The organism is Yoonia litorea, from assembly GCF_900114675.1.
Lineage (GTDB): Bacteria > Pseudomonadota > Alphaproteobacteria > Rhodobacterales > Rhodobacteraceae > Yoonia > Yoonia litorea.
Genome location: NZ_FOZM01000001.1, coordinates 582,806 through 597,195, shown reverse-complemented (window position 1 = coordinate 597,195; position 14,390 = coordinate 582,806). Strand labels below are relative to the sequence as shown.

Sequence of the window (14,390 nt, the reverse complement as noted above, 5' to 3'; positions counted from 1 at the left end):
AAACGCGCATCAGTTTGTGCGGTCACTCTTCCCCGTCGCCCGTCGCATGCGGACGCAACTCGCTGACAAACTTGTCGAAATCGTCAGCAGCCTGAAAATTCTTGTAGACGCTGGCAAACCGGACGTAGGCCACGGTGTCGATCCGCGCGAGACTTTCCATCACAATTTCGCCAATTGTCCCTGACGGAATATCTGTGTCACCGAGGCTTTCCAGGCGACGCACAATGCCGCTGATCATCTGATCAATGCGCTCTGGTTCGACGGGGCGCTTTTGCAGGGCGATCCGAATTGAGCGTTCGAGCTTCGGCCGGTCGAAGTCTTCACGGCGACCGTTTGACTTGATCACGACAAGGTCACGCAACTGGACCCGTTCATATGTTGTAAAGCGCCCGCCACAGGCCGGGCAAAACCGGCGACGACGGATCGCCACATGATCCTCGGCGGGGCGGCTGTCTTTCACTTGCGTGTCAACATTTCCACAAAACGGGCAACGCATGGCAGGTCCTCACACTTCCTGTTGCGGACAAAGCTGCCTGCTCCACCCGACTTATCCACAGCCACTATATGTAGGGCAATCAGGTTTGGGTAGTGTGCAAATCGGGTCAGGTGTCGGCCGACATGGATCGTGGCGCAGAAGACTCACTCTTGTATCAGATTCCAACTTTGTCCGGAGTGTTCGAACGCCAGACCAAGAGGCAAAGCGTCTGCATCAGGTGCGTTGCGCTTTCCTGACGTCCGATCAAGTCGCCTAAGATTGGGGCTGAAGATGCGCGACCACGCGTCGGTGATGGGGCCTATCGCGATGCTCAAAAACATAAATGCCCTGCCATGTGCCCAGTGCCATTTTACCATTGATGACGGGAATGCTGAGATGCGTCGGCAGAAGCGCTGCCTTGATATGCGCCGGCATATCATCCGGGCCTTCGTAGGTGTGGGTCAGATATGCCATGCGCGGATCGTTCGAAGGTGGCACAAGGCGCGCGAAAAAGTTTTGCAGATCGGTCTGAACTTCAGGATCGGCGTTTTCCTGAATGACGAGACTTGCGGATGTGTGCTGAATGAACAGCGTCAGAAGTCCGCTGCCCTTGACCCAATGACCGACTTCACCGGTGAACTCATAAAGACCCGGACCATTGGTGCGTATGTCAAATTGCGTTTGCATGGCAGCATCGTCGCGAAACGCCAGGGCAAGAGCAAGTCCTGCTACTCTTCAGACAGACACGCGACTGGTTCCAATCGCGGCCCTTGCGCCCTTTCTTGAATGATCATTTCCGGCCCGACGAGTGCCACGAGGTCTTCGGCAATCGCCATTTCACATGCGTCAGATCCGCTCACAGGCAGTACAGATTTTGGCGTAATCACCTCGACAAAGTGGCGTCCTGGCTGCGGCTCGGTGCTGTAGGCGCTAGCGACCGTCGCGGCTGCAAACGTAAGTGAAACAGTGAGAACAGCGGACTTTGTAAATGACATCGGGACTTCCTTTCCCGACATGATCTATCTCGCAAACTCACATTTTCAAGCTGACGTCCGCGCAGCCCCTGTCATGGAAAAATGCACAGAAGCAACCGGCGCGCAGGGAAAGCTAGTCGAAGATACGGTCGCCTTGTTCGTCAATGACCTGCTTGGCTTTGCTCACGGACGCCGCGATTGCGGCATCCTGATCGTTCAGCACGTCCGCCCGGATCAAAGAATGCGTCTTCCCGTCCTTTTCGATCAAAGCGGCAATCCGCCAACCGCTCGAATCCTTCTGCGGTTGAGGCGCGATTGTGAAGTCCTTGTAGGTTTCAGAGGCCGCAGTAGACGCGGCCTCTTTCCCACCAAAGAGTTTGCTGAGCCACGCCATGCCTGCTCCTATTGATCAAGGAAGGAGCGCAGCTTGCGGCTCCGGCTTGGGTGCTTGAGCTTACGAAGCGCCTTGGCTTCGATCTGGCGGATACGTTCGCGGGTCACGCTGAACTGCTGGCCCACCTCTTCGAGTGTGTGATCGGTATTCATGCCGATGCCAAAGCGCATCCGTAGAACACGCTCCTCGCGAGGTGTCAGCGATGCAAGCACGCGCGTCGTGGTTTCCTTCAGGTTTTCCTGAATCGCAGAATCCAGCGGCAGAATTGCGTTCTTGTCCTCGATGAAATCGCCAAGCTGGCTGTCTTCCTCGTCGCCGATCGGCGTTTCCAGTGAGATAGGCTCTTTGGCGATCTTCATCACCTTGCGCACTTTCTCCAAAGGCATCTGCAGCTTTTCTGCCAATTCCTCTGGCGTCGGTTCGCGGCCAATTTCATGCAACATCTGGCGGCCTGTGCGCACCAACTTGTTGATCGTTTCGATCATATGGACCGGAATACGGATCGTGCGAGCCTGATCCGCAATCGAACGCGTGATGGCCTGACGGATCCACCATGTCGCATAGGTCGAGAATTTGTAGCCGCGGCGATATTCAAACTTGTCGACAGCCTTCATCAGGCCGATGTTGCCTTCCTGAATAAGGTCAAGGAACTGCAGACCGCGATTGGTATATTTCTTGGCAATCGAAATCACGAGGCGCAGGTTCGCTTCGACCATTTCCTTCTTGGCCTGACGTGCTTCTTTCTCGCCCTTCTGGACCTGCTGCACGATGCGACGGAATTCGGTGATATCAACGCCAACATACTGACCGACCTGCGCCATATCGGCCCGCAAATCCTCGATTTTGGCGGTGGAGCGTTCGATAAGCATCTGCCAGCCGCGACCGGACTTTTCTGACATTTCATCAAGCCAGTTCGGGTCCAACTCGCGGCCACGGTAGGCGTCGATGAATTCCCGACGGTTGATACGCGCCTGATCTGCCAGCTTCACCATGGAGCTGTCGATCGACATGATGCGCCGGTTAATCCCGTAAAGCTGGTCGATCAACGCCTCGATACGGTTGTTGTGCAGGTGAAGCGAGTTCACAAGTTCAACAATTTCCGAACGCAGCTTCTGGTACTTTGTTTCGTCCTTATCGGAGAACGAAGAGTCCTCGTTCAGAGTCGCGGACATACGCGCGTCCTGCATCTCGGACAGAAGGGCGAAATCCCTTGCGATCAGCTCAAGCGTTTCGAGCACACGTGGCTTGAGAGCGTTTTCCATCGCAGCGAGCGACATGTTCGCCGCATCGTCTTCGTCATCATCGTCGTCCTTGGCAATCGGATTGCCATCAGCGTCGAGTTCTTGTGTCGCTTCTTTCTTTTCGGCTGGAGCCGCGCCGGCGGCCGGAACAACGCTTTCCTCGTCTCCGTCTTCGCCCATCTGGTTGCCAAAAGTGGTTTCCAGATCAATGACGTCACGCAGCAGAATGTCTTCGTTCAGAAGTTCATCACGCCAGATGGTGATCGCCTGAAAGGTCAGCGGGCTTTCACAAAGCCCGAGGATCATAGTGTTGCGTCCGGCTTCGATCCGTTTCGCAATCGCGATTTCACCCTCACGAGAGAGAAGCTCAACGGACCCCATCTCGCGCAGATACATCCGCACCGGATCATCGGTGCGGTCAAGCTTTTCTGTTTCGGCAGAACCGATGGCCACGTCACGCGAACCACCGACGGTCGCAACAGCGGTGTTGGCCTGTGTTTCCTCGGTCTCTTCGCTTTCTTCTTCCTCAGTGACCTGGATGCCCATTTCCGAGAGCATCGACATCACGTCTTCGATCTGATCAGAGGAAACCTGATCAGGTGGAAGGACAGAGTTGAGTTGGTCGTAAGTGATGTAGCCACGTTCACGGGCATCGGCGATCATCTTCTTGACGGCCGCTTGACTCATATCAAAGCTGATATCACCGTCCTGGTCGTTGTCCTTGCGATCGTCCGTGTCTTTCGCTGCCATGCAAAGCGCCCTTTCAAAGCGGTCCCTTACCCGAAGTGATTCGGGTGATTCGGTTCAAAACGAATCAACCGCGCATTCTGCTGATTCGCAAGCAGGTCGCCCCTGCTTTTCAGATGTGTTGCATTGTTTGTCAGTTAGGACGTTTCGCGCCCTTGGCAAAATCGATTTTGTCTAAAAGCTGATCAAAAGCAGACTGTTCGTCTTTCTTCATACGTGCGCCATTTTTGCCGATGGCATAGTCAACCTTGTCCTCATCCTTGCCGCGTCCTGCGTTATTCAATGCGGCGCTTGCTTGTGCCAATCGCCATGTAAGCCCTTCATCTGCAACGCCACTTAAGTCTTCGACGGCATCTTCGATTTCCCGGCGATGACCGCGCCGCGCCGTAAGCTTGGCAAATTCTTCCGCCAGACAAAGCCGCGCGACCTCTTCGTCGTCTACACGCCGCATAACAGGGCTGATCGCAACATGGTTTTGCGACAAGAGCTTTTCAAGGGCAGCCTCCCCACATTCCGAAGCGACGATATGGCGCAACTCTTCCGCTCCGATATGACGCAGGATGGACGCCTGCAAATCCCGATGCAGGGGATCACGGCACTCCATCCGCTCAAGTTCATCTTCGAACTCGACGGACAGCGCAGGAGCAACGATCAACCCCGCCAGGATCACGGCTTCGCGTAAATGATCTTCATCGGCAGCAGCAGCCGCCAAAGCTGAGGCACGCGCTGCCGCAACCGGGCTGATCTCGCGCTTCCAAGGGTCGCGGGCCGCCGACCACTGCCGTGGCCGCTTGTTGGATGATTTCGGTGCGCCCGATGCGGAAAAGAGCGCCCAGCGCAGGTCCTTGATCGCCTGACCGTAGTGACTGCGGATCGACGGATCGGCGATCAGCCTAATCTTTTCACGAAGTGCTTTGTCCAATGCCGCTTTGCGCTCGGGGCTGTCAAAGACCTTGCCCTCGATCTCGCGCTGCCAGAGCAGCTGCACCATCGGGATGGCCGCATCGATCAGCTTTTGCATCGCCCCCGCGCCCTGCGCCTTGATCAGATCGTCAGGGTCAAGGCCCTCCGGCATCAGGGCAAAGCGAAGCGACTTGCCCGCCTCCAGCAGCGGCAGCGCGATATCTATCACCCGCATCGCGGCACGCAGGCCCGCCGTGTCCCCGTCAAGCGCAATGATCGGCTCATCCGCCATGCGCCACAGCAAGCGCAGCTGATCTTCGGTAATTGCAGTTCCCAGTGGCGCGACCGTCGCCCCGAACCCCGCCTCGGAGAGGGCGATGACGTCCATATAGCCTTCGGCCACAATCAGCGGCTTGCCCTTGCCTGCCACCTCGCGCGCGGGGCCGTGGTTGAAAAGGCTGCGGCCTTTATCGAACAGCGCTGTTTCGGGAGAGTTGTAGTACTTCGCCGGATGATTGGGGTCCATCGCGCGCCCGCCAAAGCCGATGGCACGACCCCGCGCATCGCGGATCGGGAACATGATACGGCCCCGGAAACGGTCATATGGCGCGCCGCCCCGGTCGCTTTCAGCGGCCAGCCCTGCGTCGATGACCTGTTGGGCCTCGACACCCTTGCCAGTGAGATGCGCAAAGACTCCGCCATTTGCTGGCGCAAAACCAATCTCCCAGCGGTCCTGCGCTTCAGGCGACAACCCACGCCGTGCCAGATAATCCCGCGCCTCGCCTGCCGCTGCCGTTTGCAACTGCATCCGATGCCATTTCACCGCCTGCTCCATCACCTCGACCAATTGGGTGCGGCGGTCTGCCTTTTCCTGCGCCTGCGGATCACGCTCGGGCACGGGCATCCCTGCCTCGGCGGCGAGGATTTTCACGGCCTCCATAAAGTCCACATTCTCGGTCTCGCGGACAAAGGAAATCGCATCGCCTTTGGCGTGGCAGCCAAAGCAATAGTAGAAACCCTTGCGGTCATCGACGTGGAAACTGGCGGTCTTTTCCTGATGGAACGGGCATGGCGCCCAGAGATCACCCTTGCCCTGATTGGACTTGCGCTGATCCCACATGACCTTGCGCCCGACGACCTGTCCAAGGGACAGCCGATTGCGCAGTTCATCCAAGAATCCGGGTGGCAGGCTCATGGCGTGAGTATCCGCTATTCACGCAGCAATGGGAAGCTACCCGCGCGCGGCAACCCCGCGCATCGCAACTTCGAGATCATGCAAAAGTGTCTTCGACATAGACCGCATCGTCGTGATCTCAAAACTGTCCGCACCGGTGCGCACAACAGTAACGGACAGATGCGCCAACATCGTCTTGGCGACATGGCCTTTCTTGAAAACCGAAGCACGCAGATCAACCGGCACAAGCCGCGCCAGCACATCCTCGACCCCTGCCCCTTTGATCTCGACCACAGCCCAGGCATCCGATTGATCGGTCACGGCAGCACCTTCGACAGAGACGGCCCCCGCCACCATCCAGACACCATGGCCGAACCACGTCACCGCCCCGCTGCGGCGGTTCAGGGCAGGCAATCCAGCGCCGACCTTCGCCTTCAACGCCTCGGAAACCGCCTTCTTGTGTCCCTTGAACGGCGCCACCGAGGTCAGCGCCTGCGGCACTACTTCGGTCACCGTGATCGCGCCGATGGTCAGCGGCAAAAGCCCCGCGCAGGGCGTCAATGCAATCAGACTAGCCACGGGCGCGCCCTCCGTCCTGATCAAAGAAGACGGGATCGCAGACCTCGACCTCTTCGGTGATGTTGCGCAGGTGGTCGCGCAACACGATCACCTCCCCATGCCGCGCGCGGCCGTTTTCCAGAAAACCAAGACCCAGATGCGTGCCAATCGTCGGTGAATAGCAAACCGAGGTGACATAGCCTTTGCTATTCACCCGTGAATGGCTGGCTCCTTTGTCAAAGAGATGCGCACCCGCACTCAGGGCATGATCCACCCCTTTCGACTTCAGCCCGACCAGCTGCTGGCGGCTCTCGCCAAGCAACCCCGGTCGCGCCGCAGCCGCCTTGCCGATACAGTCCTTCTTGGCGCTGACCATGCGTTCCATGCCGATATCAAAGGCCGTCGTGCGCCCGTGGATCTCCGCATGGGTGATAAAGCCCTTCTCGATCCGCAAGACGTTCAGCGCCTCCATCCCGTAAGGTCCGCCGCCCATCACCTCGGCCTGTGCTACCAATTGCCGGAACAGGCTCTCGCCATAGCGCGAGGGCACCGCGACCTCATAGGCATGCTCGCCAGAGAACGAGATACGGAAGAGACGACCTGCAACACCGCCAACGCTGACCGCGCCGCAGGCCATGAAGGGCCAGTCTTCGTCGGTGATCGGCTGGTCCAGCACCGTATTCAGCAACTCACGTGACTTTGGCCCCGCCACTGCGAACTGCGCCCATTGCTCCGTCACCGAGATCACCTGTGCGTCCAGATCGGGCCGGATCGCCTGCAGCACATACTCAAGGTGGCGCATCACCAGACCCGCCGCAGCAGTCGTCGTCGTCATCACGAAATGCGTCTCGCCTAGCCGCGCGGTCGTGCCGTCATCCATAACATGCCCGTCTTCGCGCAGCATCAGCCCGTAGCGGACGCGCCCGACCTTCAGGGTCGAGAAACCATTGGTGTAGACAAAATCCAGCAATGCCGCCGCATCCGGCCCCTGAATGTCAATCTTGCCGAGCGTCGAGACATCGCAGATGCCGACCGCCTCACGCACATAGCCGACTTCACGGTCGCAGGACTGGCGCCAATGGCTCTCGCCCTCCTTCGGGAAATAGCTAGGGCGATACCAAAGCCCTGCTTCGATCATCGGCGCGCCACGATCGACGCTGGCGCTGTGCGAGGTGGTGAAGCGCTCAGGCGCAAAGCCCTTGCCCTGACTGCCTGCCCCCATCACCGCAATCGAGACAGGGACATAAGGCGGGCGGAATGTCGTCGTACCGGTTTCCGGAATACCGCGCCCCGTCGCATCAGCCAGCACCGCAAGCGCCACGACGTTCGACGATTTCCCCTGATCGGGGGCCATGCCTTGGGTGGTGTAGCGCTTCATATGCTCGACCGAGCGGAAGTTTTCCTGCGCTGCCAGCCGCACGTCCTTCACATGGACATCGTTCTGGAAGTCGATCCACTTGCGGCCCTTGCCCTCGACCGCCCACAGCGGCTGGATCGCATAGGCCGCATCGTCAGCGGAGGGCGTCTTGATCTCAGCCGCAAGGCCCAGATCAGCCACAACACCTGCCGCGACCTCTGCTCCTTCATTCAGGCAGGCCGCCGTGCTGAAGGCACCATTGCAGGCCCCCGCCGTGACCATTCCGGGGATACTCTCCGGCGTCGGCACAAAAGAGGCGATCCCCACGTCCCACGTCGGACGTCCGTTCATATGGCAGGTCAGATGCACAGTCGGGTTCCACCCGCCCGAGACGGCAAGACAATCACAGCGGATGACCCGCGTGCCATTGCCTGTCTTTATCGTGATGCTCTCAAGCGCATGACGACCCTTGGTCGCAATCACCTCAGCGCCGGTATAGAGAGGAAAATCCCCTTCGACCTTCGCGTCATCACGGCTGTCGATCACCGCCGCAACCTTCACACCCGCCGCCGCCAAGTCTCGCGCGGTCCGGTGCGCATCGTCATTATTGCCGAAAACCGCCACTGCCTTGCCGGGCGCGACGCCCCAGCGGTTCACGTAGGCCCGCACACCAGAGGCCAGCATGACACCGGGGCGGTCATTGTTCGGAAAGGCAATCGGGCGTTCGAGCGCACCGGCGCAAAGCACCGCGCGTTTGGCGACGATCCGCCAGAAACACTCAAGTGGTTTGCCCGCTGCACGCCCCCCCGCGATCCGTCCCAAAGCGCCATAAGTGCCCTGATCATAAGCCCCCGTCACTGTGGTGCGGGTCATCAAACGGACGTTGGGCATCGCTTCAAGCTCGGCTAGCGCCTCTACCACCCAGTCCGCCGCAGGCTTGCCATCCACATCCTCGCGCTCGCGCAAAAGTCGGCCACCCATGGCGGTATCTTCATCCGCCAGAACCACATCTGCACCGGCACGCCCAGCAGTCAAAGCCGCCATGAGGCCCGCAGGCCCCGCGCCGATCACCAGCACATCACAGAACGCAAAGGCCTTTTCGTAGGTATCCTGATTACTCTCACCCGACAGCGCACCAAGGCCTGCCGCGCGGCGGATGATCGGCTCATAAAGCTTTTCCCAAAAACTGCGCGGCCACATGAAGGTCTTGTAATAGAAGCCCGCCGCCAGAAACGGTGACACAAGATCATTCACGGCCATCACATCATGCTTGAGCGAGGGCCATGCGTTCTGGCTGAACACCTCCAGCCCTTCTGACACTTCCAGCGTCGTCGCACGGACGTTCGGCTCCTGCGCGGTCCCGCGGCCCACGGTCACCAATGCGTTCTGCTCTTCGGAGCCTGCCGACATGATCCCGCGCGGGCGGTGGTACTTGAAGGACCGCGCCACCAGCTTGATGCCAGCGGCCAGCAAGGCGGCTGACACCGGCTCTCCGGGCACGCCTTTGATGCGCTGGCCGTCGAATGTAAATGTGACTGTCTTTTCCGGTGTCGCGAGCCTCATCGCTTCACCTTTTCGGCCAATGTCGCTGCATGCACCGCATGGGTCATCGTATTGCGTTCCACCACCAGCCACGCGCGGCAACCGCCCTCATGGAACCACAGATCGCGCGTCTCGCCTGCGGGATTGGCACGGTTGTGCAGGTAGTCATCCCACGCCTGCGCGCCCGCATCCTCGGAAGGACGATTCAGCACGACCGCGTCGCCCTGATAATAGAACTCGCGCCGGTCCCTCTCGCCGCAGTTGGGGCAGTCTATGCGCATCGCTGTCTCATCATTTTGCTAAAAATACTCAAATTCCGTCGGACGCCTTCAGTGCAGGTTATGCTGCGACCCCGTACCCTCTTCATCCATCAGGCCCACGCCCGTGCGGAAGCGGTCCAGCCGGAACTTCGCTGCCGGTTCGTGGTGGTTTCCCGTCGCCATCAAATGGGCAAAGCTGAAACCCGATCCGGGCACTGCCTTGAAGCCGCCATAGCACCAGCCGCAATCGATAAAGAGACCTTCGGTATCCGTCTTGTCGATGATGGGCGAGCCATCGGGCGTCATATCCATGATCCCGCCCCAAGAGCGCAGCACCTTGGCCTTGCCGATCATCGGCATCAGGGTCATGGCTGCATCCATTACGTGCTCTTTCATCGGCAGGTTCCCCCGCGCAGCATATGAGCTGTAGAAATCAATGTCGCCGCCAAAGACCAAACCGCCCTTGTCCGATTGGCTGATATAGAAGTGGCCCATGCCGAAGCTGACCACATGGTCAATCACGGGCTTGAGCCCCTCAGTCACAAAGGCCTGCAACACGTGGCTTTCAATCGGCAGGCGCATGCCCGCCATGGCTGCGACTTGCCCCGAACGGCCAGCCACGACGATCCCGACCTTCTTGGCGCGGATGACGCCGCGCGTGGTCTGCACGCCTTTGACCTTGCCGCCCTCGATGTCGATGCCGGTCACTTCACAATTCTGGATGATATCCACGCCGCGCTGATCGGCGCCGCGGGCATAGCCCCAGGCCACCGCATCATGGCGCGCCGTGCCACCGCGCGGATGCAGTAATCCGCCGTAGATTGGAAAGCGCACATTATCGAAATCTAGGTAGGGCAGATACTCCCGCACGCCCTCGCGGTCCAGCAGCACCGCATCATCGCCCTGATTGATCATCGCGTTGCCACGGCGCGCAAAAGCATCGCGCTGGCCATCCGAATGAAACAGGTTAATCAGGCCGCGTTGCGAATGCATGACGTTGTAGTTGAGGTCCTGCTCCATCGTTTCCCAAAGCTTTAATGAATGGGAATAGAATTCGGAGTTGCCTGGCAGGAAGTAGTTGGCCCGTACAATCGTGGTATTCCGCCCGACGTTGCCGCCGCCAATATAGCCCTTCTCGAGCACAGCGATATTCGTCATGCCGTGTTCTTTAGCGAGGTAATAGGCGGTCGAAAGCCCGTGGCCACCACCGCCAATGATCACGGCATCATATTCGGGCTTGGGCTCAGGATCACGCCAGACGGGCTTCCAGCCCTTTTGACCAAAGAGGCCCTCTTTGATGACCCGAAATCCGGAGTAGCCCATGCTGCATCCCTCGCCTGCCCGACGTGAGCCTAGCAATGTAGGTGGGGGATTGCATGTCCTCTTTTCGACACGGCTTGTCGCAAACTCGACGCCGCAAATGGAAAAGGCCGCGCAAATGCGCGGCCTTTTCCACCTGAATGGATTTCCGACTACAGCGCCATGCGGAAGAAGCGTTTGGTGATATTGTCAAGCAGACCAGAACCGCACACCTCCATGTCTCCGTTCGACGTTCCGTCGATGCTGCCGCCGGCGATGACTGAGCCACCGATCATTCCGTTGATACCTGCAGCAAACTTAACATCACCTTTTGCAAGCATCTGAGAGCCGGCCAAGGTAAGTTCGGAGGGAAACTGAATACCGCCCATTGAAATAAACTGGCTGCCAGAGTCGCAGACATTGTCGAGATCGCCCAAAACGACACCTTGTGCGCCTGTGATCGCATCGGGAGACGTCGATGTCGAAACGATCCGGGAATTCTGGATAACACTGCCTTGTGCAAAACTGATCTCACAAGGTGAAATGATAATCATATCTTTCAGCGGCGTGGTGCTCGCATCGATTGTCACGCCGGCAGAGCGGTTTTCGTTACCGCCCTTCACACAATCGATATAATAGGTCCGGTTCGTCCCGTCGGAGAGCACGTCAAAGATCGGATCACCGTTCTCATCGGTTGCTGCTGATCCGTCGTCATTCAGGACCGGAACCACATCTGCACCAACGGCCATTAACTCTTCGGTTGTAAACGACGTTGTGTTTCCTTTGCCAGAGATATCTGTCGCATTCAGCGAAAGTGGTGTGGTCGCATCAGCATATTGAGCAACATCAATAAAACTTGGCCAATCCGGCGTAATCGGTGCAGAGATTGGTACAGGGAAGGCACTGTAATCGTTATTCGCAACAGCATCCGCCCACGCCTGTGGGTTCTCATACTTATAGACGATGTTGTCCATCATGTTCATCATCGGCTGCAAATCGATTGTGTATTGGGCGAGCGCCTCCAGCAGACCATCGTTCAGTTTGAAATTATCGGGAATAATTTCGTTGTTTTCGTCGTATTCAACGCCACCGGGAATATCCAGCTTACTGATATCAGGCATGGAGACGATGCTGCCGCCTTCACCCGTCTCTTCATCATCTGTCGCAAAAGAGTTGTTTTGGTTGATGGACACGAATTCATTTGAGTGGATGCAAAAATCAGCACCAAAACCATTGTTCGACTGAATATCGACGACACCTTCCGCCACATAACCCTCGGTAATGCAGTTTTTGCCGTAGGCGATGAAGACAGTTTCGGCGACAACGTCAAAGTCATCCCGCCCGACCAATCGGAACAGGAAGCTGATCGCGGCATTTCCGTTCGAACGCGTAAAGTAGGTTCTTGCCCTGACAGCATCGCTCGACAGTTCGTTTACCGTGAACGTCTGGGTCGCGGTGTCGTAAGTACCAAAATTGATATCTGCCTCTTCAAGCACGATACCGTAGCGCCCTTGCGGGAGTGTTTCACGCACCAGATCGGCCGCGACCGTTTTGACCGCGTTCACTTGTTCGATCTTAATGCCACCTTCTTCGTTGACGAGATTGCGCTGATAGATTGCAGCATGCGCAACCTGATCCGCGGCAACCTGCAACTGCGTTCGCCCGGAGATCAGATAGGTGACATCAAGGGCAAGTGCGCCAAGAATGCCGCAGCAAAACCAGACAAACAGCCCCCAGACCGTCATGCTGCCATCTTGATCCTTCGCGAACCGTTTGGCGAAATCTCTTTTTGAAGAAACACTCTTTGCAGACATATCTATTGCTCCTGGAAGTGCTGTGCGACCAATTCAAATTCAAAGTCACCAAAAAATGGAACAGTGCCGATTGCCATAAGCTCTTCGGCATTGAGCCTCACCGTCGTCTCAATCAAACCCGTCGCAGGAAAATAGGTCGTGTCGACTTCGGGGTCGGGATCGTATGGCAAAAGATTAGCTCTAATAATGGCTTCTGCCTGTGCTTCACTTGTGACACCCGGATAGCGGATTGAGTACGCACGATTGCCGTCTTGGATGATCCGCAGCGCCTGAGCCTTGCCGTAGAAAATGAACGACACGTCTGTAATCAGCACCAACAGATAAACAAATAATGGAAACCACAGCAGCGATTCAATCGTCGCTGAACCACGCTCGTCACGCGCGAAGCGCATCATGCTTTTCACCATCATTCCGGACTAATCCCGTCGTTTTCCAAAAATCGTCATTTGGTTTCAATAAAGTTACTTTAAGGCAGATAGAGGGCCAAAGGCATCACGTTCCTGCGTTATTTGACAAAATGAGCGAATAATTGTCGCAAGATAAATCTGTTCTAAACTTTATATTAACAGTATATGAATATTTCTCAATTTTGCCTTATTTAGCCCTCTCACCCGATGGTCTCCCAATCCTCAACGAATCGCTCGTTGACTGGGTCGTTTAGAGCATGACAGGTCCAGGCACCGACCTCAGGTCCTGCGGACGAGTGTCGAAAGCTGATCTTGTCAAAACGTAATCTATGTTGGATCGCTACTCGTGAAATTGAGCGGACAGCAGCGCTCAGCGGCGAGGTTTCAAATTAAACAGATCGCTCACTTACCGTTCACCCAAGCAAGCAGGCTCCAACCTAATTGTTTACTTTTATTGTTAAATTATACTCAATTCATTCGAATGTCCGCGCAAAAGAAACAGTTTGCAGCGACATTTGTTCATCTTCCAAAGGGAAAAACAGGGCGTCGCAACATCTAAAATAGACGTCACGAGACCCCGCTTTTTGGTCACATTCTTCACACTTAAAACGCCGCTTGCTCCAACCAATTCTTCGGGCTGGGCAGATCATTCAAATGATGTCCAACTCGCGTTTTCAGCTCTAAGCGGGGATCGCTGAACGGCGAAACAGAAACGCGATGACCCTTAAGCAAGTGTATCTTAAATTGCTCTCAACCGTCGCGCTGCTTGATCCGAAGGGCAATCTGCTCGGCCATGAACTTCGACTGACCCGCTGACGTCACACCACCAACGCCGACCCGTCGCCCCATGCGCCACCAAAGACCGGGCACCCACGCGCGCGGCCCGCGAGAGCGCATGACGAGCGTGAAACCGTTTGAAGGTTTCAATGCGAATGCGCCGCGCGAAACACTGACAATTTCATCCAGATGCGCCAAGAGCGCACCAGAACTATCTGTCACTTTGTCTTCCGTCAAAACGATCTCAAGCTGGGTTGCGCGTCGCAGCCTTTCGGCCAACCACAGCATGGCGACTCCGAAGACAAGCATGAATATCATCCAATGCATTGCTGGCGGCTGCGAAAGCGTTGTGTAGATGACAAGCGCACCCAGACTAAAAAGAACGCCATAGGCAAAAAGACGGCGGCCGGCAGATGCCTGCACCCTTGCGTAAATGCCGTCTTTATCTGGTTGAAACATGGCCAATCC

Annotated in this window: 13 protein-coding genes; all 13 read right to left on the bottom strand. The window is 57.0% G+C overall.

What is annotated here, in order from left to right; translation table 11 throughout:
• Positions 1-22: 22 nt before the first annotated feature.
• On the bottom strand, positions 23-496 hold the full coding sequence (nrdR, locus tag BM316_RS03195) for a transcriptional regulator NrdR (protein ID WP_090203898.1): 474 nt from the start codon (positions 494-496) through the stop codon (positions 23-25).
• A gap of 252 nt (positions 497-748) precedes the next feature.
• Positions 749-1,162 (bottom strand): secondary thiamine-phosphate synthase enzyme YjbQ, encoded by a 414-nt coding sequence (locus tag BM316_RS03190; protein WP_090203896.1) that lies wholly within the window; start codon positions 1,160-1,162, stop codon positions 749-751.
• Positions 1,163-1,203: 41 nt separating this feature from the next.
• Positions 1,204-1,470: a hypothetical protein gene (locus BM316_RS03185; protein WP_090203894.1), complete on the bottom strand. Its 267-nt coding sequence runs from the start codon at positions 1,468-1,470 to the stop codon at positions 1,204-1,206.
• 112 nt (positions 1,471-1,582) lie between these two features.
• The gene (locus BM316_RS03180) at positions 1,583-1,843 is read right to left on the bottom strand and encodes an HlyU family transcriptional regulator (protein ID WP_090203891.1); all 261 of its coding nucleotides are present in this window, start codon (positions 1,841-1,843) and stop codon (positions 1,583-1,585) included.
• Between the two features lie 8 nt (positions 1,844-1,851).
• On the bottom strand, positions 1,852-3,834 hold the full coding sequence (gene rpoD, locus BM316_RS03175; RefSeq protein ID WP_090203888.1) for an RNA polymerase sigma factor RpoD: 1,983 nt from the start codon (positions 3,832-3,834) through the stop codon (positions 1,852-1,854).
• 130 nt (positions 3,835-3,964) lie between these two features.
• Entirely contained in the window at positions 3,965-5,929 is a 1,965-nt protein-coding gene (gene dnaG / locus BM316_RS03170; RefSeq protein ID WP_090203885.1) for a DNA primase, read from the bottom strand.
• Positions 5,930-5,965: 36 nt separating this feature from the next.
• Positions 5,966-6,487, bottom strand: coding sequence for a sarcosine oxidase subunit gamma (locus BM316_RS03165; protein ID WP_090203884.1), 522 nt, complete (start codon positions 6,485-6,487; stop codon positions 5,966-5,968).
• On the bottom strand, positions 6,480-9,386 hold the full coding sequence (locus BM316_RS03160; RefSeq protein ID WP_090203881.1) for a sarcosine oxidase subunit alpha family protein: 2,907 nt from the start codon (positions 9,384-9,386) through the stop codon (positions 6,480-6,482). The genes BM316_RS03165 and BM316_RS03160 overlap by 8 nt, the downstream gene beginning before the upstream one ends.
• Complete coding sequence (locus BM316_RS03155) at positions 9,383-9,646, bottom strand: sarcosine oxidase subunit delta (protein ID WP_090203878.1); 264 nt, start codon at positions 9,644-9,646, stop codon at positions 9,383-9,385. The genes BM316_RS03160 and BM316_RS03155 overlap by 4 nt, the downstream gene beginning before the upstream one ends.
• 48 nt (positions 9,647-9,694) lie before the next feature.
• Entirely contained in the window at positions 9,695-10,948 is a 1,254-nt protein-coding gene (locus tag BM316_RS03150; protein WP_090203875.1) for a sarcosine oxidase subunit beta family protein, read from the bottom strand.
• A 149-nt stretch (positions 10,949-11,097) separates the two neighbouring features.
• On the bottom strand, positions 11,098-12,669 hold the full coding sequence (locus BM316_RS03145; RefSeq protein WP_207493610.1) for a Tad domain-containing protein: 1,572 nt from the start codon (positions 12,667-12,669) through the stop codon (positions 11,098-11,100).
• Positions 12,670-12,740: 71 nt separating this feature from the next.
• Positions 12,741-13,148 (bottom strand): TadE/TadG family type IV pilus assembly protein, encoded by a 408-nt coding sequence (locus BM316_RS03140; RefSeq protein ID WP_090203869.1) that lies wholly within the window; start codon positions 13,146-13,148, stop codon positions 12,741-12,743.
• Positions 13,149-13,895: 747 nt separating this feature from the next.
• Complete coding sequence (locus BM316_RS03135) at positions 13,896-14,381, bottom strand: hypothetical protein (RefSeq protein WP_090203866.1); 486 nt, start codon at positions 14,379-14,381, stop codon at positions 13,896-13,898.
• Positions 14,382-14,390 lie beyond the last annotated feature (9 nt).

Bases quoted from the DNA above. Each gene is read 5' to 3' on its own strand.
- BM316_RS03180 (WP_090203891.1), bottom strand. From the start codon at position 1,843: ATGGCGTGGCTCAGCAAACTCTTTGGTGGGAAAGAGGCCGCGTCTACT.
- BM316_RS03145 (WP_207493610.1), bottom strand. From the start codon at position 12,669: ATGACGGTCTGGGGGCTGTTTGTCTGGTTTTGCTGCGGCATTCTTGGC.
- BM316_RS03185 (WP_090203894.1), bottom strand. From the start codon at position 1,470: ATGTCATTTACAAAGTCCGCTGTTCTCACTGTTTCACTTACGTTTGCA.
- BM316_RS03150 (WP_090203875.1), bottom strand. From the start codon at position 10,948: ATGGGCTACTCCGGATTTCGGGTCATCAAAGAGGGCCTCTTTGGTCAA.
- rpoD (WP_090203888.1), bottom strand. From the start codon at position 3,834: ATGGCAGCGAAAGACACGGACGATCGCAAGGACAACGACCAGGACGGT.
- dnaG (WP_090203885.1), bottom strand. From the start codon at position 5,929: ATGAGCCTGCCACCCGGATTCTTGGATGAACTGCGCAATCGGCTGTCC.
- BM316_RS03155 (WP_090203878.1), bottom strand. From the start codon at position 9,646: ATGCGCATAGACTGCCCCAACTGCGGCGAGAGGGACCGGCGCGAGTTC.
- BM316_RS03140 (WP_090203869.1), bottom strand. From the start codon at position 13,148: ATGATGGTGAAAAGCATGATGCGCTTCGCGCGTGACGAGCGTGGTTCA.
- BM316_RS03135 (WP_090203866.1), bottom strand. From the start codon at position 14,381: ATGTTTCAACCAGATAAAGACGGCATTTACGCAAGGGTGCAGGCATCT.
- BM316_RS03190 (WP_090203896.1), bottom strand. From the start codon at position 1,162: ATGCAAACGCAATTTGACATACGCACCAATGGTCCGGGTCTTTATGAG.
- BM316_RS03160 (WP_090203881.1), bottom strand. From the start codon at position 9,386: ATGAGGCTCGCGACACCGGAAAAGACAGTCACATTTACATTCGACGGC.
- nrdR (WP_090203898.1), bottom strand. From the start codon at position 496: ATGCGTTGCCCGTTTTGTGGAAATGTTGACACGCAAGTGAAAGACAGC.